Annotated in this window: 22 protein-coding genes and 1 other RNA gene; 14 read left to right on the plus strand and 9 right to left on the minus strand. The window is 47.7% G+C overall.

The window, feature by feature from the left end:
- Positions 1-9 precede the first annotated feature (9 nt).
- Genes ACXAGR_RS14160 through pspF form a run of 6 tightly spaced genes read right to left on the minus strand, consistent with a single transcriptional unit; the run spans position 10 to position 6,465 of the window.
- The gene (locus ACXAGR_RS14160) at positions 10-816 is read right to left on the minus strand and encodes an ATP-binding cassette domain-containing protein (RefSeq protein ID WP_474844692.1); all 807 of its coding nucleotides are present in this window, start codon (positions 814-816) and stop codon (positions 10-12) included.
- The gene (locus tag ACXAGR_RS14165) at positions 813-1,808 is read right to left on the minus strand and encodes a peptide ABC transporter ATP-binding protein (protein ID WP_474851064.1); all 996 of its coding nucleotides are present in this window, start codon (positions 1,806-1,808) and stop codon (positions 813-815) included. Before ACXAGR_RS14165 ends, ACXAGR_RS14160 begins: the two co-directional genes overlap by 4 nt.
- The gene (locus ACXAGR_RS14170) at positions 1,808-2,701 is read right to left on the minus strand and encodes an ABC transporter permease subunit (RefSeq protein ID WP_119500620.1); all 894 of its coding nucleotides are present in this window, start codon (positions 2,699-2,701) and stop codon (positions 1,808-1,810) included. The genes ACXAGR_RS14165 and ACXAGR_RS14170 overlap by 1 nt, the downstream gene beginning before the upstream one ends.
- A complete protein-coding gene (locus tag ACXAGR_RS14175; protein ID WP_119500621.1) occupies positions 2,688-3,719 on the minus strand; it encodes an ABC transporter permease in 1,032 nt (343 codons plus the stop codon). Before ACXAGR_RS14175 ends, ACXAGR_RS14170 begins: the two co-directional genes overlap by 14 nt.
- Entirely contained in the window at positions 3,716-5,350 is a 1,635-nt protein-coding gene (locus ACXAGR_RS14180; RefSeq protein ID WP_474844693.1) for an ABC transporter substrate-binding protein, read from the minus strand. Before ACXAGR_RS14180 ends, ACXAGR_RS14175 begins: the two co-directional genes overlap by 4 nt.
- A gap of 2 nt (positions 5,351-5,352) precedes the next feature.
- Entirely contained in the window at positions 5,353-6,465 is a 1,113-nt protein-coding gene (gene pspF / locus ACXAGR_RS14185) for a phage shock protein operon transcriptional activator (RefSeq protein ID WP_474844694.1), read from the minus strand.
- 227 nt (positions 6,466-6,692) lie between these two features.
- Here pspF and pspA point away from each other — a divergent pair, with 227 nt between their 5' ends.
- From pspA to maiA, 9 genes are all read left to right on the plus strand, one after another.
- Positions 6,693-7,364 carry a phage shock protein PspA gene (gene pspA / locus ACXAGR_RS14190; protein WP_474851065.1) on the plus strand — a complete coding sequence of 224 codons (672 nt, stop codon included), beginning with the start codon at positions 6,693-6,695 and terminating at the stop codon, positions 7,362-7,364.
- Between the two features lie 88 nt (positions 7,365-7,452).
- Positions 7,453-7,692, plus strand: a complete 240-nt coding sequence (gene pspB / locus ACXAGR_RS14195) for an envelope stress response membrane protein PspB (RefSeq protein ID WP_303575340.1) — start codon at positions 7,453-7,455, stop codon at positions 7,690-7,692.
- The gene (pspC, locus tag ACXAGR_RS14200; protein ID WP_474851066.1) at positions 7,689-8,150 is read left to right on the plus strand and encodes an envelope stress response membrane protein PspC; all 462 of its coding nucleotides are present in this window, start codon (positions 7,689-7,691) and stop codon (positions 8,148-8,150) included. The genes pspB and pspC overlap by 4 nt, the downstream gene beginning before the upstream one ends.
- Before the next feature lie 221 nt (positions 8,151-8,371).
- Positions 8,372-9,172 (plus strand): phenylalanine 4-monooxygenase, encoded by an 801-nt coding sequence (gene phhA, locus ACXAGR_RS14205; RefSeq protein WP_474851067.1) that lies wholly within the window; start codon positions 8,372-8,374, stop codon positions 9,170-9,172.
- A gap of 77 nt (positions 9,173-9,249) precedes the next feature.
- On the plus strand, positions 9,250-10,806 hold the full coding sequence (gene tyrR / locus ACXAGR_RS14210; protein WP_474844698.1) for a transcriptional regulator TyrR: 1,557 nt from the start codon (positions 9,250-9,252) through the stop codon (positions 10,804-10,806).
- Between the two features lie 204 nt (positions 10,807-11,010).
- On the plus strand, positions 11,011-12,117 hold the full coding sequence (gene hppD / locus ACXAGR_RS14215; protein WP_474851068.1) for a 4-hydroxyphenylpyruvate dioxygenase: 1,107 nt from the start codon (positions 11,011-11,013) through the stop codon (positions 12,115-12,117).
- Positions 12,110-13,258, plus strand: coding sequence for a homogentisate 1,2-dioxygenase (locus ACXAGR_RS14220; protein ID WP_474851069.1), 1,149 nt, complete (start codon positions 12,110-12,112; stop codon positions 13,256-13,258). Before hppD ends, ACXAGR_RS14220 begins: the two co-directional genes overlap by 8 nt.
- Positions 13,255-14,265, plus strand: a complete 1,011-nt coding sequence (locus ACXAGR_RS14225) for a fumarylacetoacetate hydrolase family protein (protein ID WP_474844701.1) — start codon at positions 13,255-13,257, stop codon at positions 14,263-14,265. Before ACXAGR_RS14220 ends, ACXAGR_RS14225 begins: the two co-directional genes overlap by 4 nt.
- Before the next feature lie 30 nt (positions 14,266-14,295).
- Entirely contained in the window at positions 14,296-14,952 is a 657-nt protein-coding gene (maiA, locus tag ACXAGR_RS14230) for a maleylacetoacetate isomerase (RefSeq protein ID WP_474844702.1), read from the plus strand.
- A 71-nt stretch (positions 14,953-15,023) separates the two neighbouring features.
- Here the strand turns inward: maiA and ACXAGR_RS14235 are convergent, their stop codons facing one another.
- Positions 15,024-15,491 (minus strand): Lrp/AsnC family transcriptional regulator, encoded by a 468-nt coding sequence (locus ACXAGR_RS14235; RefSeq protein ID WP_119500633.1) that lies wholly within the window; start codon positions 15,489-15,491, stop codon positions 15,024-15,026.
- 196 nt (positions 15,492-15,687) lie between these two features.
- Here ACXAGR_RS14235 and ACXAGR_RS14240 point away from each other — a divergent pair, with 196 nt between their 5' ends.
- Together ACXAGR_RS14240 and ffs are read left to right on the plus strand one after the other, a co-directional pair.
- Positions 15,688-16,743, plus strand: a complete 1,056-nt coding sequence (locus ACXAGR_RS14240; RefSeq protein WP_474851070.1) for a Glu/Leu/Phe/Val dehydrogenase dimerization domain-containing protein — start codon at positions 15,688-15,690, stop codon at positions 16,741-16,743.
- A gap of 95 nt (positions 16,744-16,838) precedes the next feature.
- Positions 16,839-16,935, plus strand: an RNA gene (ffs, locus tag ACXAGR_RS14245) — signal recognition particle sRNA small type.
- Between the two features lie 14 nt (positions 16,936-16,949).
- Here ffs and ACXAGR_RS14250 read toward each other — a convergent pair.
- Positions 16,950-17,228: a late competence development ComFB family protein gene (locus ACXAGR_RS14250; protein ID WP_119500635.1), complete on the minus strand. Its 279-nt coding sequence runs from the start codon at positions 17,226-17,228 to the stop codon at positions 16,950-16,952.
- A gap of 241 nt (positions 17,229-17,469) precedes the next feature.
- Here ACXAGR_RS14250 and ACXAGR_RS14255 point away from each other — a divergent pair, with 241 nt between their 5' ends.
- The 3 genes from ACXAGR_RS14255 (at position 17,470) to ACXAGR_RS14265 (ending at position 23,734) form a co-directional block, all read left to right on the plus strand.
- Positions 17,470-18,558 (plus strand): tryptophan 2,3-dioxygenase family protein, encoded by a 1,089-nt coding sequence (locus ACXAGR_RS14255; RefSeq protein WP_474844704.1) that lies wholly within the window; start codon positions 17,470-17,472, stop codon positions 18,556-18,558.
- A 423-nt stretch (positions 18,559-18,981) separates the two neighbouring features.
- The gene (locus ACXAGR_RS14260) at positions 18,982-21,816 is read left to right on the plus strand and encodes a TonB-dependent receptor domain-containing protein (protein ID WP_474844705.1); all 2,835 of its coding nucleotides are present in this window, start codon (positions 18,982-18,984) and stop codon (positions 21,814-21,816) included.
- 184 nt (positions 21,817-22,000) lie between these two features.
- A complete protein-coding gene (locus tag ACXAGR_RS14265) occupies positions 22,001-23,734 on the plus strand; it encodes a putative 2OG-Fe(II) oxygenase (RefSeq protein ID WP_474851071.1) in 1,734 nt (577 codons plus the stop codon).
- Here the strand turns inward: ACXAGR_RS14265 and ACXAGR_RS14270 are convergent.
- On the minus strand, positions 23,731-25,371 hold the full coding sequence (locus ACXAGR_RS14270; RefSeq protein ID WP_474851072.1) for a tetratricopeptide repeat-containing sulfotransferase family protein: 1,641 nt from the start codon (positions 25,369-25,371) through the stop codon (positions 23,731-23,733). The genes ACXAGR_RS14265 and ACXAGR_RS14270 overlap by 4 nt on opposite strands.
- Positions 25,372-25,884: the final 513 nt, after the last annotated feature.

Consider the following 25,884-nt stretch of genomic DNA (forward strand, 5'->3'; position numbering starts at 1 on the left):
GTTGACCACTCAGGTCAACGTTTGCTGGGGCACCAGTGACTGATATGCAAGGATCAGCTTTTTAGTCATATCATGTTGCGGCCAGCGGAAAATTGTTTCCGTTTTGCCGGTTTCAACAATCTGCCCGTTTTCCATCACGATGATCCGGTCGGCAATGTGTCTCACAATGCCTAAGTTGTGTGAGATAAAAATAAACGACAACCCCAGCTCTTTTTGCAGGTTCAGGATCAGGTTTACCGTCTGCGAGCGTACTGAAGGGTCCAGTGCGGCAAAGGGTTCGTCTGCGACCAGAATCTTTGGCTGTAATACCATGGCTCTGGCGATGGCTACACGCTGCTGCTGACCATCAGACAACATGTGGCGGTAAAAGTAGTAGTGATCACGCAGCAGTCCCACTTTAACCAGAATATCTTCGATGACTTTCTTGCGTTCTGTTTCATCCAGTTCAGTGTTCAGCGATAATGGCTCATCAAGAATACGGCCTACAGGAATACCGGGGTTCATGGCTTCGTTGCTGTGCTGGAAAATCATGCGGATATCGTTGCTGGCGTTATAACTCTTAGTCGATTTCTTTTTGGCTGCGTTATACATTACGTTGCTGAGGAATATCTCGCCTTCATCGGCAGGCACTGCACCCACCAGCAGCTTGGCCAGCAGGGATTTTCCGGCGCGGTTTTCACCGATAATGGCAATGGTCTCGCCGCGCTTCACACTCAGTTCTATAGGCCCTAAGGCAAACACTTCCGGCTTTTTCAGCCAGCGTTTCTTATCACTGTGGCGGAATGTCAGGCCGCTGACATGCATGATCTCACTCATAACTTCTCCATGTGCAGTGGGAAGTGACAACTGTAAGTGTGGTCATGGATACGACGCACGCCGGGCGTACTGACACAAGCGCGCTGGGCGCGGGGGCAGCGCGGGCCCAGCCGGCAGCCAATGGGAACGTGCTGCAATGAAGGAATGGTGCCGTCCAGTGCCGGCAGCACTGACTTAGGCGGTAAGTCATTCCTGAAACTCGGCGCACTGTCCAGCAGAGCTTTGGTGTACGGGTGAAGCGGCCGTTTACGGATATGTTTCATCTTGCCGGATTCAACAGTTTGTCCGCAGTACAGCACTGTCATGGTGTGAGACATACTGGCGATGGCAAGCAAATCGTGGCTGACAAACAATATGGATAAAGACTTTGTTTGATTCAGACGTGTCAGTAACTTCAGTACTTTGGTCTTCGTGGTCGTTTCCATGCCACGGGTGGGATCGTCAGCAATTAGCAGTCTGGGCTGTGAAATCAGCGCCATAGCAATCATGAACTTCTGACCAATGTCGGTAGGCACCTGGTGGGGATACGCATTCAGATAGTGCTTATGATTTTTAATCCCGACTTTGTGCACAGTACTGATAGCAGTTTTCCGGCGGTCCTGCTTACGTTGCCAGAACCATTTACCGTATACCAGTTCATCCGGGATGGCTTCCTCTAACTGCTCACCTAATGTGGTGGAGGGATCCATGGCTGATACCGGATCCTGAAATACCACGCCGATATCCCGGCGCATCAGTTCACGCCGCTCTTTTGCTGACATGGACAGCATATTTTTGCCGTTCCAGCTCATTCTGTCAGCGGTGATACGCCACTGCTGGGGAAGTGAACCGGAAATTGCCTGAACCATCAAACTCTTGCCTGAACCGGATTCGCCAACCAGCGCGCGGATTTCTCCGCTGTTAACGGTCAGGTTCACTTTATCTAACGCTTTAACACGGGTATTCCCGTTGTCTATCTCAAGCGTCATATTCTTTATATCGAGCATGGGCATTAGTGTGTCAGCCTCCGTCGAAGTGCAGAGCGCAGTCCGTCACCGACAATGTTCACCGCCAGTACCATCAAAAATATCGTCAGGCCGGGAAGGCCCACATTCCAGGGCGCGATATAAGCCACATCCAGTCCGTCTGCCAGAATTACGCCCAGCTCGGGAAGGGGCGGCTGTGCACCGAGATTCAGAAAACCCAGTGCGGAAATGTCGATGACAGCAATGGATAAGGCGAGTGAACCCTGTACCACCAGCATTTCAATCATATTCGGCAGCACCGAGTGAAAAAATAACTGCAAAGGCCGGGCGCCATCCAGCCTGGACGCCAGAATGTATTCTTTTTTCATTTCACTGCGCACATAAGAGCGGGTGTGATGGATAAACTGAGGGATAAGTGCCAGCGTAATTGCCCACATACTGTTAACGAGACCAGTACCCAGAATGGCCACGATAATAATGGCTATCAGCAGAGTAGGGATGGCCATCAGTGCATCCAGAGTATGATTTATCACACTGGAGCGAACACCGCTGGTCATGCCGGCGATGGTGCCGATTGTTACACCTGCCAGCATAGCGATAAGCACCAGCATCAGGCTGGAACCGAAGGTAACACGGCAGCCGTACATAATGCGTGAAAATACATCTCTGCCCAGTGCATCAGTACCGAACAGGTGAGAGATGGTACCGTTCGGTTCCCAGCTCGGCGGCACCAGCAGGGCATCGATGTTTTGTTGTAACGGGTCGTAAGGCGCTACCAGCGGCGCAAACAGAGACACGAAAAAAAACAGTCCGAGCACGATGAAGCCGGCAAAGGCCACATGACTGCTGCGGAACTCTTCCCAGGTGCGCTGCCAGGGAGAGGGCTGCGATTCTTCCTGATATAAACTAAACCGTGCCACGTTCGTACTTTTCCCTGCTTGGATCGATAAAGCGGTTAAACAAATCAATCATAATTGTAAAACTGATCACCACTGTAGCTACTGCCAGCATACCAACACGCAGTGCCGGATAATCGCGCTGGTAAATGGCTTGGATCAGCCAGTTGCCAATACCCGGCCAGGAAAACAAGGTTTCAACAATCATGGCATTGGTGATGAGCGTCGTAATCTGGATCGCCATCAGTGGCAGAATGGGGAGTAAAGCGTTTCTCAGTATATGGCGGAAAAAGATTTGCCGCTTGGAAAGTCCGCGGGATTCAGCCGCTGCAATGTACGGGCTTTTCAGCACGTCGATCACTGAACGCCTTGTCAGCCGGACCATGGAGGCGGTGGAAACCAGCGCGATAGATACCGTGGGCAGGAGTAGGTGGATGAGTGCATCGCTGAGTGCCAGGCCGCTGTCCACACTGTCAGCAATGATGATGTCGATGAGGATAAAGCCGGTCTGCGGAGGCACATCAAATAGCAGGCTCACACGCCCTGATAACGGTACCACACCAAGATTCAGACTGAAAAACAAGATGAAAACCAGTGCTATCCAGAATACCGGAAATGAGTAACTGACCATACTGGCTGAGTTAATCAGGTAATCCCGTTTGGTGTAACTGCGTAACCCCGCGTAACAGCCAAGAGGCACACCTACAAAAATGGCGATAAAAAGCGCATAGGCACTGAGCTCTATTGTGGCGGGCATGGCGATACCGATTTCCTGCCTTAACGGCAGACCGGATATAAAACTGTACCCCCAGTTCCCCTGAAGCAGTTGCTGAACATAATAGATAAATTGAAACAGATAGGGTTTATCGAGCTGAAACTGGCGGATGAGTGCAGCACGCTGCGCCTCATTTTGCGGCGTGATTCCTGTCAGATTCACCAGTACGTCGCCGGGAAACAAATAAGCAAGGGCGAAGGACAATGCCGCCAGCACGAGCATAGTGGTTATAAACAGGGTCGCATAGCGGATCAGAATTTGTATCACAGGGATTTCGTCACTCCGGCAAAACGTACACCACCGTACGGATTAATACTCATGCCCTTCAGATTTTTACGGTAAGCCTGATACCGGTATGCATGAGCAATAGGCACGATGGGTAATTCATCATACAGCAAGCGGTTCACTTCTTCATAGATTGCTTTGCGCCGCTCCATATTTTGCGTTTGCAGGGCTTCATTAATCAGTGAATCGTATCGTTCGTTACACCACATTGCGCGATTGGTGCCGGACGGGATCGCGCCGCAACTGAGCAAAGGCCGGTAAAAGTTGTCCGGATCACCGTTGTCTGCGGACCAGCCAATCAGCACGCTATCGTGTAAGCCTTCCCGCAGATGGCGGCGAAACGTGGTCCAGTCATAAGTGACAATATTCACCTGAATATCCACCGCTGACAAATATCGCTGGATCAGCTCAGCCATTTTGGTGGCATTCGGGTTGTAAGCGCGCTCCACCGGCATTGCCCAAATTGTCATGGTAAAGCCCGGTTCAATACCGGCTTCAGTGAGTAATTTTTTCGCCAGTACCGGATTGTAAGCGGTGTCTTCGGCATCACTCTGGAAAGCCCAGCTGGCTGTAGGAAGCAGGGTTTTTGCCCGTGTGGCACTGTCAAAGTACACAGCTTCAAGGAGGGTATTTTTGTCGATAGCCAGTGCCAGCGCTTTACGCACGTCCGGATTGTCGAATGGAGGCCGGTTGGTATTGAACGCCCAGAAACCGATGTTCAGACCGGGTTTTTCAGATAACTCAAGCTCTTCACGGTTACGGATTACCTCCAATTCTGTCTGGGCAGGGAAGGCGATAGCATCACACTCTCCGGTGATCAGTTTGGCAAGCCTGATTGAGCTCTTCGGCGTGATGTCGTAAATCAGGTGTTCCGTGTTTGTCTGGCCCTCCGGCAGCGACTGTTCACCCCAGTAATGTTCGTTGCGCAGAAAACGGATATAGTGGTCTTTGCGGTAGCTTTCAAATTTAAACGGGCCTGTACCAACAGGGTAATAGTCAATTCTCTCCGGCGTGCCACGGCTCAACAGAAAATCAGCATATTCGGCTGATAAAATAACGGAAAAGTCTGTCGCCAGGTTCGCCAGGAAAGAGCTGTCACGCTGTTTTAAGGTGATCTCAATCCGGTAGCCATTGATGCGCTTCACATCTTCAATATTGGCAGCGATGCCGAGACTTTCGAAATAAGGGTAGCGTCCACCGGACACGCTGTGATAAGGATTAGCCTCCAGCCGCCAGCGGTTAATGCTGAAAATGACGTCGTCGGCGTTAAAGCTCCGGGTCGGGGTAAAGTAAGGCGTGGTGTGAAATTCCACATCTTTATTTAACTGAAATGTATAGGTAAGTCCGTCATCAGATACCAGCCAGCTGCTGGCCAGGTTTGGCACAATCTGACCGGTTTCAGGATCGAAATCCATCAGCCGGTCGTAAACCTGGTGGGCGGTGGCATCGGCGGTGGTGCTTGAAGTATCGGTTTGCGGGTTGAAATTCACCGGATTACTTTCAGAACAGTAGATGATACCTGACTGGTAAAAAGCAACCTGCTCTGATTTATCGCAGGCCTGAAGCCCTGTTAGTGCGACCAGTATAGTTGCCCACCGAAAACCCCGTCGCACCGTTATGCCTCCACAGATTCCGCTGAAGAATCCAGTAAATTGTATTTCTTTAAATAGCCTCTGAGCTGATGATAAGTCAGACTCAACTTTTCTGCAGTCTTTTTCTGATTAAACTGACTGTCTTCAAGTGCTTGCCTGATCATATCAATTTCAAATTGCTGGGAGCGCTCCTTCAGATCCAACGGATAAACCGGAGCTTGCGGAGCCTCGGGCACCGGCGTAAATACAGCGTCGTTGGGAGGCGGGGGTAAATCAGGCTGAATGCCGTTGATTTCAGATGCCGGCTGGGGAGCGGTAATTCTGTCCTGAGTCTTAATGCGACCTTTTGGTCTGAAGGGGGATTCAAACGGGTCAAGAATGATTTCGTGGACAGGCAGGTGAGGGTTATTGCAGCGGTACACGGCTCTTTCCACCACGTTTTTGAGCTCACGGATGTTACCCGGCCAGTGATAATCGAGTAAGGTGCGGCGGGCCTTCTCTGTAAAGCCACTGAATAATTCCATATCCAGTTCCCTCGCCATATTAATGGCAAAGTTTTCAGCCAGTAACAGAATATCATCTTTCCGTTCTCTCAACGGTGGAATGGTAATAACGTCAAATGCCAGTCTGTCGAGTAAATCGGCGCGGAATTCGCCGCTTTCCGCCAGCGCGGGTAAATCTTCGTTAGTTGCTGCTATCAGGCGAACATCTGTTTTGAGTGTTTTAGTACCGCCCACACGTTCAAATTCACCGTACTCAATGACCCGGAGTAATTTTTCCTGAATCAGACCTGAGGTGTTCGCTAACTCATCCAGAAACAGGGTGCCGTTGTTGGCGACTTCAAAGCGGCCCTCACGGCGTTTGGCTGCACCGGTAAATGCTCCCGCTTCATAACCGAAGAGTTCACTTTCGAGCAGATTTTCATTCAGCGCGGCACAATTCAGCTTGATGTAATTTTGATCCCAGCGCTGAGACAGAAAGTGCAGACGGGCGGCAATAAGCTCTTTACCCGTCCCCCGTTCTCCGATAACCAGCACCGGCTTGTTAAGTGGTGCGATTTGGGAAATTTGTTCCAGTGTTTCCAGAAAGCTGTTGGCCTGACCCAGCAAGTTATCCTGTTGGCGAAATCTACTCATTTAGTCCCTCAATTGTTAGTCATTTAGACCAATAATTAGTGTAGATGAAAAACTTCGCAGAATCGAACATTAATTTAATTCAGAAAAAATGAATAAATTCAGTGAATTAAAAAGACTTAGCTAGTTGGCAAGCATATTGAATAGCTTAAGACAGAGATGCGTATTAACTACGAGCATTAAAATCCATGCACTTTTGCATGATTCCATACGAGCTGGAGGTAATGAATATGGGTATCTTCTCGCGTTTCACCGACATAGTGAACTCAAATATTAATGCATTGCTGGATAAAGCTGAAGATCCGGAAAAAATGGTTCGTCTGATTATTCAGGAAATGGAAGACACACTGGTTGAGGTGCGTTCAGCATCTGCGAAAACCATCGCCAGTAAAAAGGAAATTACTGCACAAATCAGTAAGTACGAAGCCGATGCACAGGACTGGCAGGCCAAAGCGGAACTGGCTTTAAGTAAGGACAGAGAAGATCTGGCACGTGCCGCGTTGCAGGAACGTAAGAAAGCTGCAGAAGCTGCCATTGCTCTGGGTAAAGAGCTGGCGGTAGTGGAAGAGCAGATTTCGAAACTGCAGGATGAGGTTGGACAGTTACAGGACAAGCTGGCCGATGCAAAAGCCCGTCAGAAAGCGATTATCATGCGCCAGAAAACGGCGAGTTCACGTTTAGAAGTGAAACGTACTTTGGATAGCAGTAAAGTAGATGCTGCTATGGGCCGGTTTGAGCAATATGAGCGTAAAATCGACGACCTGGAGTCTCAGGTAGAAGCGTACGACTTAGGTAAGAAAACGCTGAATGATGAATTTGCCGAGCTGGAAGCCGGCGATAAAATTGACGAAGAATTAGCGGCGTTAAAAGCTAAAATAAAAGAAAATAAAAGCGCAGAATAATGCGCACCCGGTGCCGGTTTCCTTGCTCACAGGAAGCCGGACAATCGGCTTTGTGGGCAGTTCTCACTAGAAATCGGAGGTTATGGTTATGGACGAGGGAATACTGGCATTGCTATTGGTACCCTTATTTTTGTTTTTGATATTTGTCGCACCCATCTGGCTTATTCTGCACTATCGCAGTAAAAAGCAAGTCAGTCAGGGGTTAAGCGCAGAAGAGTTCGCAACGATCAATGAACTCGCGGAAAAGGCTGAAAAAATGTCTGACCGCATCAAAACATTGGAAGCCATTCTTGATAGTGAAGCGCCTCAGTGGAGAGACAGAGCATGAACCGTCAACTCTATCGTGATACCGAAAATGCCAGAATTGCAGGGGTATGCAGTGGTATAGCAGATTATTTCGGGTTGGAAAGATGGCTTGTCAGAATTCTGGTTGTGTCCGCTTTTTTCCTGCTGGCCGGTACCTTCGTGTTCATCGGCTACATTGCCTGCTGGTTTATTCTGGAACCGAAACCTGCCAATGTTTCTGCTCAACAGGATGATCCGTTAAGCCGGCTTAAAGGGCATCAGGGTAAAGGCTGGACAAACAGCAGTACCGGCGCACAGCAGCACGAGCAATCCGGCAAGGTGTCGGTAAAGACGAAAGTCTGGCAGGCCGGTGAGCCACCGAAGCAGGCAGTGCATGATATCGCCTCGAGGTTCAAAGAATCAGAATTGCGTCTGCGCAAAATGGAAAAATATGTAACCTCCAGAGAGTTTCAGTTAAACCGTGAAATCAGCCAGCTCTGAATAAAATGACGGCAGAAGCAGACCGGTAGTTAAAGAACTCAAATGAGGGCCGGTGACACATCAGTGTCACCGGCCTTTTTATTTACTTTCAATAATTCAGTGGCTTATATTGATTTGTAAAATTAATGTTACATCGGAGGTCTCAGGCTGAATCAGCCTGAGACTTCCACAGTGTCATAAATTCCTTAGACTAAAATGAGTAACAGCAATTAAGGTTTTTTATGGCGAAGTCATCTGCTTATCAGTCCAGACAACCGGACGAAAACGGTGTGATCTCCTGGTCCGGAGAAGAAAACAAGATTTGGTCTGAGCTTTATCAACGTCAGGATTCGTTATTACAGGGCAGAGCCTGTAAACAGTATATGCACGGGCTGGCACTACTGGAGCTGCCAGCGCACCGCATACCACAATTAGGTGAGATTGACCGGATCCTGCAAGCAACAACAGGCTGGCAAACCGTGCCGGTACCGGCACTCATCAACTTCTCATCCTTTTTCTCGCTACTGGCAAATAAGCAATTTCCGGTGGCAACATTTATCAGAAGTAGGGAAGAATTCGATTATCTGCAGGAACCGGACATTTTTCACGAGGTCTTCGGCCATTGCCCGCTGTTAACCAATCCTTCTTTTGCGCATTTTACCCATACCTACGGCAAGCTGGGTCTGGATGCGTCGAAAGAAGAGCGTATCTATCTGGCCCGCCTGTACTGGTTTACCGTTGAATTTGGCCTGGTCAATACCCCCGTTGGGCAGCGTATTTATGGCGGCGGTATTTTGTCATCGCCGGGTGAAACCCTTTATGCGCTGGAAAGCGATGCCCCTGTGAAAGTGCCGATGAATGCGCTGGATGCCCTGCGTACACCTTACCGCATCGATATTATGCAGCCGCTGTATTATGAGTTGTCCGATTTCGATGATCTTTTTACTCTGGCAGAAAGCGACATCATGCATTTAGTGCGTCAGGCCATGCGGCTTGGCCTCTATGACCCCCTGTTTGAACCTGCGCCCAGACGGGTGAGTTAAACAAATTTAAGCGTTCCAATGTTAGTATTTTGTGATATCCTGTAAATATATATTTACAACAAAAATGACAGAATACTATGCGCTTAGAAATCAGTTGTCAGGACCGTCTTGGGATCACTCAGGACATCCTGGATATCCTGGTGGCTCATGAAATCGATTTGCGGGGCATCGAAATCGATGAAGCGGGCAAAATTTTCCTCAATTTCCCTAATCTTGAATTCGAAGATTTTCAGCATCTCATGCCAAAAATCCGGAGGATCAATGGTATTGATGACGTAAAAACCACGCCGTATATGCCCGGCGAGCGGGAGCGGAATCAGCTTTCGGCCATTTTGCGTACTTTACCTGACCCGGTATTTTCCATCGACAACCGCTGTCGTGTACTTATGTGCAATGAAGCGGTGATCAGTGGTCTTGAATTACCGTTTTCCGATATTGAGTCCACAGAAATCAGTGAGCTGGTTAAAGGGTTTAACTTTAACCGCTGGATGGAGAGCAAGGACAATGCGGCCACTTCAGTGAAGGTGAAGTTTATCCAGCAGGATTATCTGGCGGATATTTTGCCGGTGATAGTGCCGGATGGTCAGAACAGTGCCATCTTTGCCGGTGCGGTGGTGATCCTGAAATCAGAAATGCGCCTGGGTCAGCAATTTACGGCTTTTCATCAAACTGAAACGGATTCTTTCGATCACTTCATCATCCGGTCACCGGCTATGGCAAAGGTTGTTAACGATGCCAAACAAATTGCCGATCTCGATGCGCCGGTACTGATCTTCGGCGAAACCGGAACTGGAAAGGAAATGATTGCTAAAGCCTGTCACCAGGCAAGCCGGAGAAACAAAGGTGAGTTCCTTGTACTGAATTGCGCTTCGTTACCTGACAGTGTCGCAGAATCTGAGTTATTCGGTTATGCAGCCGGTGCATATAATCAACCGGAGGGTAAAGCAGGCTTACTAGAGCTGGCAGAAGGCGGTACAATTTTGCTGGATGAAATCGCTGATATGTCTCCGCAATTGCAGGCTAAATTGCTTCGCGTACTGGAGCACAACGAATTCAGACGCGTTGGTGATGATAAACCCGTAGCGGTAAACGTACGTTTCATTTGCACTACCGGCCGGGATCTCGGGCAGATGGTGGAAGAGGGCGTGTTCCGCAAAGATTTATACTATCGCCTGAATGTACTGAGCCTGGTCATGCCGTCATTAAAGGAACGCAGACCGGACATATTGCCACTGGCCGAGGCGTTCATTTTGCAACACAGCAGTAAACTGGGACGCCGGCCGGCCAAGCTGAGCAAATCCTGTGTGGATTTCCTGCAGCAGTACCCCTGGCCGGGAAATGTCAGGCAGTTACAGAACGCCTTATTCCGTGCGCTGTCGTTGCTCGATGGCAATGAAATTTCAAAAGAAGATATTCAGTTGCCTTCCTGTGCACCCAGTGTCACGTACATCGATGAAAACTTTGACGGCACGCTGGATGAAGAGGTGAAGAAATTTGAGCGGGATCTGCTGAAACGTTTGTATCCATCCTACCCGAGTACCCGTCAGCTGGCGAAAAAATTAGGCCTGAGCCATACAGCCATTGCCAACAAGTTGCGTGAATATGGCATTAATAAAGGTACTGTAAAGTTATAGATACGCTCTGTACTGCCCGCTTTACAAAAATCCCGGGGCAGGGGGCTTCACAGGCGGGCATTTTAATGGTGTCCGCCTGTTGTTCAGTTTTATTTACGGCTTTCCTCCGTCAGACCTTCAATGCTATCCGCAGGCCCTGTCTTTTCTGATTGTTAAATTTGGTGTTTATTGATCACATAACTTTTACAAGTGTGAGGAAACACCATGTCACAAGTCGATTACTCTTATAACCCGCTGGGCTCAGACGGTTTCGAATTCGTTGAATATACCGCTGCTGATGAGAAAGGTATTGCGGCCCTTAAAGACCTTTTTTCATCGCTGGGTTTTGCTGAGGTAGCCAGCCACCGTTCCAAGCGTGTGTGGTTGTATCGTCAGGGGGATATCAATTTCATTGTGAATGCTGAACCGGCATCACAGGCAGAAGAATTTGCCAAATTGCGTGGCCCCAGTGTTTGCGGCATGGCGTTCCGTGTTAAAGATGCAGGAATTGCAATGAAGCACGCACTGGCAAACGGCGCGAAGCAATTCGTGGGCAATCTGGGACCCATGGAACTGAATATTCCTGCCGTTTATGGTATCGGCGAGAGCACGCTTTACTTTGTTGACCGTTACGGTGATGACAGCATTTACGACGTAGATTTCACCTTTTATGACGACTGGCAGGCAAGAATGGAAAAAGCCGGAGCCGGCCTGAGTTTTGTCGATCATCTCACTCACAATGTCCGCCGGGGTAACATGGCGTTGTGGGCCAATTTCTACGAGAACATCGGCAACTTCCGCGAGATCCGTTACTTTGATATAGAAGGCAAACTCACCGGCCTGGTGAGCAAAGCGATGACGTCTCCCTGCGGTAAAATTCGTATTCCTATTAATGAATCGTCTGACGATAAATCACAGATTGAAGAGTTTATCCGTGAATATAACGGCGAAGGTATTCAGCACATCGCGTTAGCCACTGATGACATCTATCAGACCGTCAGAGATTTGAAAGCCAGAGGAATGCGCTTTATGGACACGCCGGATACCTACTATGAAGGTGTGGATGCCCGTGTGCAGGGGCATGGTGAAGATTTGAATATGCTTAAAGCATTGCGCATTTTAATCGATGGTGCACCAATGAAAGATGGCATCCTGCTGCAAATCTTTACCGATACAGTCATTGGCCCTGTATTTTTTGAAATTATCCAGCGTAAAGGTAACGAAGGTTTCGGTGAGGGGAATTTCAAAGCGTTATTCGAGTCCATAGAACTCGACCAGATCCGCCGTGGCGTTTTAGATGGCCAGGCGCAGGACGAGAAAGAAAATGCGTAATTGGATCCGGTTTCCGGCTGCGCAGGGGACGCACTCGAAGCAGGCCCACGCCGATTTTCCGGAAGAGGGCATTTATGAACGTGAAATTGGTCGCAGTGGCTTTTTTGGCCCTGCGAGTCATTTACATCATAAACATGCGCCGACCGGTTGGATTGACTGGGAGGGGGATTTACGACCCCGCGCCTTCGACCTGAATAAGTTGCCCCGTGATGCAGAGCACGGGCCTTTTTCCGCTCCTCTGATCCTCGGCAATGCTCATTGTAAATACCGCTTATGGCATTGCCATACTGCCATGCCGCGCCTGGCCCGTAATGCTGACGGTGACGACTTATTGTTCATTCATGAAGGTGAAGGAGAACTGTTTTGTGATTACGGACATCTGCCGGTAACCGCCGGTGATTATGTGCTTATTCCCCGCTCCACGCTATGGCGGCTGGAGCCGGCAAAGCCCATGACCATGTTAATGATTGAAGCGACTAACGAAGCGTATCAGTTGCCGGATAAAGGCATGCTGGGAGGTCAGGCGATTTTCGACCCCGCCGTGCTGGAAATACCGCAAATCAATGACAGGTTTATCGGCCAGCAAGACGAGAATAACTGGCAGGTAGAGGTGAAACGGGGCAACAAGGTGTCGGTGATCACTTATCCCTTTAATCCTCTCGATGCCATTGGCTGGCACGGTGAAGTGTGTGTGGTCAAGCTGAACTGGCGGGATATCAGACCTTTAATGAGTCACCGTTATCACTTACCACCGTCAGCCCATACCACTTTTGTAGCTCCGCGTTTTGTTGTCTGTACGTTTGTTCCACGGCCAATAGAAAGTGACCCCGGCGCTTTAAAGGTGCCGTTTTATCACAATAACGACGATTATGATGAAGTACTGTTCTATCACGAAGGCGACTTTTTCAGCCGTGACAACATTGAAAAAGGCATGGTGACTTTTCATCCGGCGGGGTTCACTCACGGCCCCCATCCAAAAGCCTTTGCCGCCGGTCGTGCCCATAAAAAGACATTTACTGATGAAGTCGCTGTGATGCTGGATACCCGTGACGCACTTGAGATGGGGGATGTCGCACTGGCGACAGAAAATCCGGAGTATGTGAATAGTTGGAAGACACCGGTGAAGGAGAATGAACAATGAAATTTGCGACCTATAAAAATGGCAGCCGTGACGGGCAACTGATGCTGGTTTCACGGGATTTGACCCGTACTGCTGCGGTACATGATATTGCGCTGACATTGCAACACGCTCTGGACAACTGGGCGCAGGTTGCCGGCGCATTGCAGTCACGATATGAACAATTAAATGATGGATTAATTGAAAGTGAGGCGTTCAAAGAAGAGCGCTGTGAGTCGCCTCTGCCACGTGCTTATCAGTGGGCTGACGGCAGTGCCTATGTGAATCATGTGGAACTGGTGCGTAAAGCCCGCGGTGCAGAGATGCCAGAGAGCTTCTGGACAGATCCGCTGATGTATCAGGGCGGGTCTGATGACTTCACCGGCCCCCGGGATGACGTTATTTTACCCAGTGATGACTGGGGTATTGATTTCGAAGGGGAGGTGGCGGTTGTCACCGACGATGTGCCAATGGCATGTTGTGAAACTGTCGCGGCTGAACGCATCAGGTTGATTATGCTGGTGAATGATGTGTCACTCAGGGGGCTCATTCCCGGTGAACTGGCTAAGGGATTCGGATTCTTTCAGTCTAAGCCTGCCAGCAGTTTTTCTCCGGTGGCGGTAACACCTGACGAACTGGGTAGTGCATGGAACCAGGCACAGGTTTGCCTGCCATTACGCTCAACCTATAACGGCGAGTTATTCGGCATGCCCCATGCGGGCACCGACATGACATTTAACTTCGCGCAACTGGTTGCGCATGCCGCGAAATCGCGTAATCTGGGAGCAGGAGCTATTATTGGCTCAGGTACCGTATCGAATAAACAGGGTACGGACCATGGCAGCGCTGTAAAAGAAGGTGGTGTGGGTTATTCCTGTATTGCCGAAATCAGGATGATTGAAACCATCCGTGACGGCAAGCCATCCACTCCCTTTATGCAGTTTGGCGACAGGATCCGCATAGAGATGCTGGATGAGCAGGGACACAGTATCTTCGGCGCGATCGAACAACAGATTAAACCACTCAGCTAACAAGAAGTGGCAAGCAAAAAAGGGCGAAACATGAGTCTGAAACTTTACGGTTACTGGCGTTCTTCGGCAACCTACCGGGTGCGCATTGCAATGAACCTGAAGGGGTTGGATTACGAATATGTACCGGTTCACCTGGTAAAAGAAGGCGGTGAACAAACTCATGAGGTGTTTAAGCGTCTGAATCCGGCGCAACTGGTACCTGCACTGGTGGATGACGATGAAGATTTCGTACTCAATCAGTCTCTCAGCATCATCGAATATCTGGATGAAAAGTACCCTGATACTTGCCGTCTGATCCCCGAGCACGCGCTTGAAAGAGCACGGGTTCGCGGACTGGCCCACGATATCGCCATGGAGATGCAGCCGTTAGGAAACTTACGGGTGCTAAATGCATTGCGGGATGATTTCAATGCGGAAGATGAAGACATTGCCGCATGGGTGCGCAAGTGGTCAGAAAAAGGATTTCAGGCGATTGAACGTCGTTTGCAAACACAAGCCGGAAAGTACTGCTTTGATTTTAATGTCACCATGGCTGATGTTTGCCTGGTGCCACAGGTATACATTGCTAAGCGGTTTAAACTGGACATGACACCGTTTCCGCTCATTTCCAAAATTGTTGATAACTGTCTGGCGCTGAATGCGTTTGAAAAAGCGAGACCAGAGAATCAGCCGGACTGTCCTGAATAACCATGACATAAAAACAAAAAGCCCGTTGATACTGCCATGTATTAACGGGCTTTTTCGTGTGTGATGACCGGTTACTGACTTTTTATTGGTAACTCTGTGGTGTTCTTCACCTGCTTCAATGCAAAAGTGGAGCTTAAGTGATCGACCAGTGGCAGATGGGTCAGCTTGGTTTTCAAAAGATATTCATACTCTTCAATGCTTTCAACAACCACTTTAAGAAGATAATCCTTCTCTCCGCTGGTGGTATGACATTCTACGATTTCATCGATTGACTGTACCGCCGCTTCGAAATCGGTGAGTGAATCTCCGTCGTGGTTTTTCAACGTCACGAATATGAAAACCGATACGCCGAGATTCAGTTTTTTGCTGTTCAGCAGCGTCACTTTTCGAAGAATAATTCCTTCTGATTCCATGCGTTTAACACGGCGCCAGCACGGCGTATGTGACAATCCGACCTTTTGACTCAAGTCGGCCATGGAGACAGTGGCATCCTGTTGAAGCACGCGAAGAATTTCGCGGTCAAATTTATCTAATTTCATTAATCAGGCATCTCGTCAGGTGTATGATAATTATTATAACACTCACATAATACTAGGATATATATCCTAGTCTATAGTTCTTGTGAATAACCATATTTCCTCTTGTAAACATAGCTTGAAATTAATGCAAAATCTGTCCTCGTGATGTTCGGATAAGATAGCCGGGTTATCAGTCACGATCAGAAGAAGAAAATCCATGTCAGTTTTTGAACATCCAGAGTTTGACAGTCACGAACATGTGGCATTTTTCCACGATGAAGCTTCGGGCTTAAAAGCGATTATTGCAGTGCATAATACGAATCTCGGTCCGGCATTAGGCGGTTGCAGAATGTGGCCGTATATCAACAGTCATGAAGCGCTGACAGATGTTCTCAGGCTTTCAAAAGGCATGACCTACAAGTCTGCTATGGCCAACCTGAAGCTGGGGGGCGGGAAGTCGGTGATTATCGGCGATCCCCGTAAGCACAAGTCTGAAGAAATGATGCTGGCTATGGGAAGATTTGTAGATTCTCTGGGCGGCAAGTATTTCACTGCTGAAGATTCCGGCATTGCAGTGACTGATTTGAAAACCATGGCAACACAGTCGGAATACATCACCGGTGTAAGTGCTAAGTATCATTACAATAATGAGCAGCCTGACGGCAATCCTGCTCCTTCAACAGCCTATGGTGTCTTCACCGGCTTGAAAGCAACAGTCGAACACGCGCTGAAAACAGATCTGAAAGGGGTGCGGGTGGCCATTCAGGGTGTTGGTCACGTGGGTTACCGTCTGGCGCAACATCTTCATGCCAACGGCGCTGAATTGTTCGTCACCGATATTTTCCCGGATGGTATAGAACGGGCTGTCTCTGAATTAGGTGCGACGGCGGTTAAGCCGGAAGAACTATACGGACTGGACGTGGATGTGATTGCCCCCTGTGCGCTCGGCGCATCCATTAATGATGAAACGGTGCCTGAGATAAAGGCCAAGGTGATTGCCGGTGCTGCGAACAATCAGCTTGCCAGAGAATCTATGGGGGAAGTTCTGCGCCAGAAGGGAATTGTTTATGCACCTGACTATGTGATTAATGCCGGTGGTGTGATTGATATTTATCACCAGCGCATGGAGTCATCCAGTAAAGCTATGCGTGAGCATATTGAGCAGATTGGCCTGACGCTGAAAGAAATCTATCAACGTGCTGATTCTGATGAAAAAGCCACCAATATTGTGGCAAATGTTATCGCTGAAGAACGATTTAATCACAAGGCTTGAAACTTCGTCTTCAAATCGTCATAATGCGCCGCTCCTGAAGACAGCCGTCACGGCATAGTATCTGTTTTCAGGAGCACGCAAAGTTCAATGGTGGGCCCTGGTCCTCTCGCAATGATACTCTGTGAACCCGGTCAGGCCCGGAAGGGAGCAGCCGCAGCAGACGACTCATGTGCCGGGATGTGGCTGGGGCCCGCCACCCAATCTCCTCACTCGTCTGTTCGTTTCGATTTTGCCTGGTCCAGATATTTTATCGCCTTGTCCACGGCGTGTTCCACATTCATTTCCATTTGTTGTCTTTCACTCTGAGGAAGATAAAACGCCATGTCAACTTCAAAGCGGATATACCGTGGCGGTACCTGATTCAGCGCAAGGCAGCAAATATCTGCCAGATAGTCTGATGATTTAGTTTTATCAAGCTCCAGTTCGCTAAGCCGCTGCAAAACAAGGTGCTCATAATAGTTATGGATATCATCATCTAACTTCATAATTTTTCCTTTTTACCGGTAATTACTAAACTTACCCATGTTGCCATGCTTACCTTAACAGGGTGTAAACCTGTTCTGCCAGCACAATAATGCCCTGAGTCTGGCGCACAGTTCCCTCTACTGTTTATAGTTTGTTTCGTGTAAATGTCGAGAATTATCCGCCACATCAGCATGTTTAGTGGTGCGGCAATCAGTTTGATGTTCACGACAGTCGAAATCTCCTTACCAATAAGGCAGGAATATGAAAAGGAATACCACGCCGGTTTATTACGGCGATTATCTGCAACTGGATAAAATTTTAGGCGCACAGGGCCTGCAAAGTGAAAAGTATGGTGCTGCGGCCCACGATGAAATGTTATTCATCATCGTCCATCAGGTTTATGAGCTGTGGTTTAAACAGGTGCTGCATGAATTGAATGCGGTCATTGATACCTTTTCTCAGGACAAAGTAAAAGATGAACAACTTATCGAAGTGGTTCACCGTCTGCACCGCATTATTCAAATTCAGCAACTGATGAATGACCAGATCTCAGTAATGGAGACCATGACGCCACAAGATTTCATGTCTTTCCGTGATTACCTCGTGCCTGCTTCGGGTTTTCAGAGTATTCAGTTCAAACGTCTGGAAATATCTCTTGGATTAAAGAGAGAGTTCAGAATCGACTTCGATAAACAGAGCTTTTATAACCGTCTGACAGATCAGGATCGTGCGTTGCTTGAAGCGCTGGAGTCAAAGGACAGTCTGTTTGAACTGATTGACCGCTGGCTAAGCAGGCTACCGCTGCTCAAAAAAGATGAATTCACCTTCTGGCAGCATTATCAGGAAACTGCAGAAGCACTGTTACTTCAAGACAAAGCCACTATCGAATCGACAGCACCCGATGAAGCATCACGGCGTCAGGAATTACATGACTGGCAAACAACAAGAGATAATTTCGCCGCGCTGTTCGACAATAAAAAATATAATGCACTAAGAGAGAAAGGGACATTCAGACTCAGCCATGACGGCATGCTGGCTGCCTTGTTCATCAAGCAATATTCTCAGGAACCTATATTTAATCTTCCGTTCCAGGTGATTACCGCATTAACGGAAATTGATGAGAAGCTGACGATATGGCGATACCGCCATGCAATGATGGTTCAGCGTATGATTGGCAGCAAAATAGGAACCGGAGGTTCGTCCGGACACCATTATCTCAAGCGGACTACGGAGTCGAATCGCATTTTTACTGATTTTTTCAACATGGCATCTTTCTTATTACCTAAGGCTTCACTCCCTCCATTGCCGGAAAATATCCGTAAGTACTGTGGCTTTTATTTAAGCGAATAGCATTGATTCGTATTACCTGCGCACTTGCTTCATTTTTTGTATAGATAAATTTACAGTATGATCAAATATGTCGTATTAAGTTATCAAAATGTTACTTGATCGTGACTTATGTTTAACGCTGTAATGAAGAATATTTCCAAATTTTGCTTTTATAAGGATGAGTGTTTTACGTACTTGTATTTTTTAGTGTTTTTATCTCATTAAGTGCGGCTTTATTGTCCTTAAAGATGATTGATTTCCTAATAATGTAAAAATTCAAAAAAAATTTGAACTTTTGGAACTGACCCCCGCAAAGTAAGTTGACCGTCTGATAAGTATGTGGTTATTATCATCGCTGAGGTGTTATACCTTTTAATAATAAGTCGTGAAAAAACGATTTAATAACACACACACTAATTATTTAGTGGTCCAGGGAGACAATACATGTTTGAAAATACAAGACTGGCGAAGTCAGTAAAGCTTGCTTGTGCCTTCGGCGCAGTAACTGCTGCCTCAATGACCAGCAATGGCGCATTCGCGCAAGAGGAAGCCACGGCAGATGGTGAAAAAGTTGAGAAGATCCAGGTAACTGGTTCTCGTATTCGTCGTACAGACATCGAATCTTCCAGCCCGGTTCAAATTACATCAGACGTTGAAATCAAACTGTCTGGTTTTACCCGTGTTGAAGACCTTCTGAACAGCCTGCCTCAAATCGAAGCTGGTCAAACAGCTTTCCAGGCTAACGGCGCTTCAGGTACGGCAACTGTCGACCTTCGTGGCCTTGGCCCGAGCCGTACTCTGGTATTGGTTAACGGTCGTCGCCTGCAGCCGGGCGGTGTTTACTCTCAGTCTGCTGACATTAACCAAATCCCTGCCGGTCTGGTTAAGCGTGTTGAAGTACTGACTGGTGGTGCATCAACCACTTACGGTGCTGATGCGGTAGCAGGTGTTGTTAACTTTGTAATGGACACTGACTTCGAAGGTTTCGAGTTCACTGCCGGCGCTCAGGGCTACCAGCACGATAACGACAATGCTTACATGCAAGGTCTGATGGATCAGCGTGATTTCGAGTACCCTTCAGGCAGCTCTGGCATTGACGGTACTTCTTTCAACTATGATCTGGCGATCGGTGGTAGCTTCGACGGTGGTAAAGGCCATGCTGTTGCTTATGCAACTTACCGTCGTGATAATGAATTACGTCAGGAAGCCCGTGATTACTCTTCATGTGCTCTGAACGCTGCAGGTACTGCATGTGGTGGTTCCGGTAACGCTGAAGTACCAAACTTCTACCTTGGTGGCGTAGCTGACGGTGCGTTTGACTGGGATAACTACGGTTACTACACCCTGGACACTAACAGTGATTTCATTGATTCAGTGGGTAACGTGTATAACTATGCGCCTATCAACCACTTCATGCGTCCGGATGAGCGTTACAGCATCGGTGCTTTCGTAAACTATGAAGTTAACGAGCACTTTAACCCGTACATGGAAACCATGTTCATGCGTGACGTAACACGTGCGCAGATCGCCGAATCCGGTACTTTCTTCGCTGAAACTTATCTGCTGGACTACGACAGTGAGTTGTTGAACGATTCTCAGCGTGCCTTCCTGACATCTGAGCTGGGTATTACCAGTGGTCAACAGTTTGCGACTTACATCGGTAAGCGTAACACTGAAGGTGGTCCACGTTCTTCTAACCTTGAGCACAACTCTTTACGTATGGTTGTGGGTACTCGTGGTGCGATCAACGACATGTGGGAATATGATGTATCTGCACAGTACGGTACTACCGGTTCTTCTGCTGCTTACATCAACGACTTCTACCTGGAAAACATCGCTGCAGCACTGTCTCCGGACTGTGATGGCGACTGTATCCCTTACGAAGTATTTACTTATCAGGGCATCACTTCAGAAGCTGCAAGCACCTTAACCGGTACTGCAATCCTGAATGGTGAAACTGCTGAAACTATCGTGAACGGTTACGTAAGCGGTGAGTTCGATTACACATTACCTACTGCTGACGCGCCAATCGCGGCTGTATTCGGTGCTGAGTACCGTAAAGAAGAGTTCTCACGTACTTCTGACACTGTATTCGCAACCGGCGCACTGGCTGGTCAGGGCGGTCCTACGCCTAGCATCTACGGTTCTTACAGCGTTAAAGAGCTGTTCACAGAATTAAGTGTACCTGTTCTTGAGTCACTGACTTTAGACTTGGGTTACCGTTACTCTGATTACAGCACTTCAGGCGGTACGGATACGTACAAAATCGCCGGTGAATTCCAGGTTAGTGATGACTGGATGATCCGTGCTAACTATAACCGTGCGGTTCGTGCACCTAACGTTGCAAACCTGTTTACTCCTCAGGAGCTGGGTCTGTGGTCTGGTGTTGATCCATGTGCCGGTGCAACGCCTGAATACAGTGAAGCACAATGTGCTCTGACTGGTGTTACAGCTGCGCAGTACGGTAACGTTGTTGCCAGCCCTGCAAGCCAGTACAACAACTACACTGGTGGTAACCCTAACCTTGACCCTGAAGTTGCTGATACTTACGGTTTAGGTGTGGTTGCAAACCCAATCGAAAACCTGAACTTCTCTGTTGATTACTGGTTAATCGAAATGGAAGACGTTATCGGTACAGTTGGCTCTGAACTGACAGTTCGTCAGTGTGCCCTGACTGGCAGCGCTACTTTCTGTGATAACGTTGTTCGTTCTGGTTCAGGTTCTCTGTGGTTAGGTACTGAAGGTTATGTTGCTGCTACTAACATCAACCTTGCCGGCCGTACCTGGGAAGGTATCGACTTAGACGCGAACTATGAGCTGGAAGTGGGTGAAGGTACAATCACTGCCCGTATGGTAGGTACTTACTTCATGACTAAGGAATACGATACAATTCCTGGCGTTACTGAAGCATATGACTGTTCCGGTGAAATCAGCACAGACTGTTTTGCTCAGCCTGAATGGCGTCACACTCTGACAGTTAGCTACACCACCGGTGACTTCTGGTCTTTACAGGCTAAATGGCGTTACTACGGCGAAGTTAACTATGACGGCGCAACAGATACTCTGCTTGCAGACGGCATTTCTGCACAAAGCTACCTTGATCTGAAAGGTACTTTTGATGTGAATGACCACGTTGGCGTACTGATTGGTGTGAACAACGTTCTGGATAAAGAGCCGCCTCTGGTTGGTGGTAGCTTGTCTTCTAACGGTAACGCAGTTGCTGGTTTCTACGACACACTGGGTCGTTTCCTGCACGCTAGCGTAACTGTTCGCTACTAAGATAAAATTTAACTTTGTAAAAGCCCCGACTTAGTCGGGGCTTTTTTGTTTTTATATCGTTAAAAAAGTGTTACTGGTCGCAATTGACTTGCTTAAAGTACTTGATTTGTGTGTCCCGCTGTTACAAAAATAGAGAGGTTGAAGAATCCGGAAAATAAAATAATAAATATAAGCAGGTAGTTACGTGGAAACACTCAATCACGGTCTGAAGGAAATTCAGCTGCTGATGCAACAGCAGCACTACGACAAAGCGCTTCATGCTATAAATGAACTCGAGCGGGCATTCGGGCCATCAACTGATACAACATTGTTTCGCGCCAGAATATGTTTATACACCCACAGGTATGCTGACGCAGAGAAAAGCTACCTTACAATCGGGGTCCCGGCGCTCATTAAATGTAATGAGATCTATAACTTTCTTTTTGTTCTGAAAAAGCTAAAAAAAATACACACAGCTATCAATCAGTACCAGCAGTATAATCTCTCGGATGTGACTCTGAATATGGCATTACTGTATTGCCAGTTGCTGCATGAAGCAGGCATGGCAGAGCTTCTGTTGAATCATCTGAGAAGTGCTTCAGCTAAATTTCAACATGATGAACAGTTTTTGATTACCAGTGCTTTCTATCATCGCCTGGCTAATCACCCGTCTCCTTCTTTTGAAGCGTTAGAAGCAAAATCAGGGACTTCAGAACATTACTTTCTGGAACTCGCACACGGTCACCTCCATCAACAACAGAACGCAAAAGCAACAGAGGTTTTGCATCAGGGATTGAAAGTTCATCCTCAAAGTATTGCCCTGCACAAGATGCTGGCAGAGACATTACGCACCATAGACCCTGACGGGAATATTTTTGAGGTACTGGATGCGCACATTGCCCGTCTTAATCAAAGTAGTGTGCAGGTACTACCGCTGGCGTTTCTTAAAGCAGAAATACTCATTACCATTAAATCATTCAGTGAAGCCGGTAAATATCTGGCCTCTCTGAGCCAGCGCTATCCCTCGCAACTCAGGCTGACATATTTGAAATCTGTGGTTGCTTGCCGGCTGGAGAAATATGCTGAAGCCGAGCAATTACTGGATATTTGTATCAATGGCAGCGGTCCTGACAAGCGACTCTTTATTGATAAGTCTTTTTATCTCATGCGAAGAGGGGATTTTCCCGCTGCAGAGTCGTTTTTGATGAAGGCAGCCAATATTGCGCCATTTGATCAGGAAGTATTGGGGTACCTCAGTGTTTGCTGGCAGCAGAATAAAGCACAACACCGCAACTGGCTGGTCAATCAACATGAGTTTGTGAAGTGCATACCGGTTAAAAGCGATTTCGAACAACTTGTACAATCAGAGGATGCCTGGCATCAACTCACCGGGTTTCTTAAACAGTTACACAGCAATCAGTATGACCCTCTGGATCAGAGTGTTAATGGCGGTTCACAAACAACCGGCAATTTGTTCTCGTTAACCGATCCCCTCATCTTCAATCTCAGACAGGTGCTCGAAAGAGCTGTTGAGCAGTATCTCAAAAACTTGCCAAATGATCCCAACCATCCGTTTCTAAAACGAAAAGGCTCCGGCTTTTGTTGTTCGGGAAGCTGGTCAGTAAGATTACGGGGTGAAGGCTTTCATACCAACCATGTCCATCCGGTAGGCTGGCTTTCAGGTTGCCTGTATGTCGATGTGCCATCGTCATTATTAAATAGCCATACTATGGAACAAAAAGCGGGCTGGATAAAATTCGGTGTCTCAGACATTGTGCCGGATGTTGCGCCTGATGCCTCGTACCCGCCGGTGCCGGGCAATCTGATGTTGTTTCCGGCGTATTTCTGGCACGGCACTAATCCGTTTAAGGTCGACGTTGCAGAGCAGGGGGCTTCACGGTTAACCGTGATTTTTGATATAGAGCCGGTTTACGGTTAGTTGCCGAATAGTTCGCTGTAATGGTTCCAGCGTCCGACGGACCGGTTATGAAGGGGCTGACGGACCTGTTCCATAGAAGCTGTGGTAATAATCCCGTTATCATCTGACCCGCTGTTGCGGGCAGCGGGATCAAGACCAAGCCATTTGAGCACGGTATTAACGGTGTCCGCTTGATTTGCAACCAGGTCTTCGTAAGACACAGTCAATATGTCCTCTTCATAGTGTGTTTGCCAGTAAGACAGTAATGACTGTTGACGGTCGAGGTAGTCCAGCGCAGTTTCTGTCGTCAATGAATAAGACATGGCGGGACCAAAACGGTTAAACAATAAAGATGTCGCAATGTCTTTATGATTGCGGCCGGTACATATAAACCGCGCACGGGGAAAGAGGGTTTTAATAAATCCGATTTTTTCAATATTGTCCGGTCGTTTATCAAGCACCATAGCATCACCGGTTGTACGTAAAGCATCGAGCCGCTTAAGGTAGGTTCGTCTGATCCGGTCAATAGATTCAGATGTAATTTCAGCAGCAGGTGGAAATCCTCCGCATATTAGGGGAGCGAATTTGAAGAAATGATCAATCTCTCCACCTGAACAGAGAAGAGGGTGAGCTGACAGTTGTTTTTCAAGAAGCGTTGAGCCACTCCTGAAAGGGCCGCAAATAAACACAGGCGATACATCATCTGGTTCCGAGACAGGGTTTTGCTGGACCTTGCAATAGGTTTTGTGCCAGGCCTCTATGCCGGACAACCGTTTCCGGTGACAATCCTTTATAGACTGAATATTCAAATGTAACTGAGCCAGGTCGGCATTGTTAGCCTGTACTATTAACCGGGAGGCTGTGTCGTAATCATTTCTGCTGTCGAACCAGCGGGCAACTGCATAAACAAGATCAACGTCATCGTTATCTTTAAATGCGCGCGGAGAAACAAAATGGGAAGATACCTGATTGGCAAGCCGGGCAATATCCGCAGACTGATGATCGCCCGGAAATTCAACTAATCTTGCAAGGGCACGCTTTTTATATTCCTGAGATGAAAGCAACGACTCAAACGTGCGTTTTGCCGCAGGATAGTCTCCGGTTTTCTGTAAAAATCCGCCGTAGTCAAACAACCCCGTTTTGTAACTGGGGGACAAAGACAGCGCCTCACGGTAATGGTTCAGCGCCGTTAGTTTATCAAGATAATGGTCTGTATAGATAACCGCGAGCTTAAGATGCACTTCTTCCGGTTGCTCAATATTTTTTTCAAGACACAGTTTGTAGAAGCGAATGGCTTTCCCGTAGTCCCCGCAGCCTTCTGCATACCAGGCAATATTAAACAAAATATTATGGTTATCGGGATGGCGTTGATTAAAAGTTTCCAGTACTTCAACTGCCTTAAATACCTCGTTATTGAAAGCATAGGTTTCAGCCAGTTTTTCACTCCACAGGGGATTGTCACTTTCGCGCTCTGATTGTTGTTCATAGAAATGTATTGAAAAAACGGAGCCCGGTTGTACTTGTGCCAGTTCAAAATAAAAGGAAACCCTTTCACGTTCTGTCAGAGAGTGCTCCTCATCTACCATACGCCTTGCTTCATCAAATTGTTGCTTATCAAGCAATTGACGGAAACTGGAAACAAGTACAGCTATATTCATCGGGTTCTCTTTTGCTGAAGCGCACTCTCAGCGAATGCGGGTAAATGCATTGAGCAGGGTAACATTTTTCCACGGGAATCCGAATTGGTAAACCTGCTATTTATGTGCGGTGAGTGGTTGATAATTGGCCATGAATAACCGAACTTTGCTTGTAGCTTATTTGTAACACTTGAGAAAAAATGCCGGAGTTAAAGCAAAAAAACTGCTCTAAACGGCCTCTTTCTCCGGAAAAGTAAGAAAACAGAGCAAAGTTACAATAACTGAATAACGTTTTATTAACGTTAAATCCTGAAACGCTTTAAACACGGGTATTTTGATCGGGGGGGCTGCATTAAGGAAAAAGCGATATCCGACAACATTTATCGCAATTTTACGCCTTTTTATCTATAAAGGAGGGCAAAATATGCCGGTTTTCACAAGTTATTCTGGTAAGACCATTGCAAAATTGGTTATTCAGTAATCGTTCAGTCATTTTAAAATGCGGTGTTAAGACTGTGTTACTTGACTCATTCT

It is taken from the genome of Alteromonas sp. ABH4_457 (assembly GCF_056160625.1).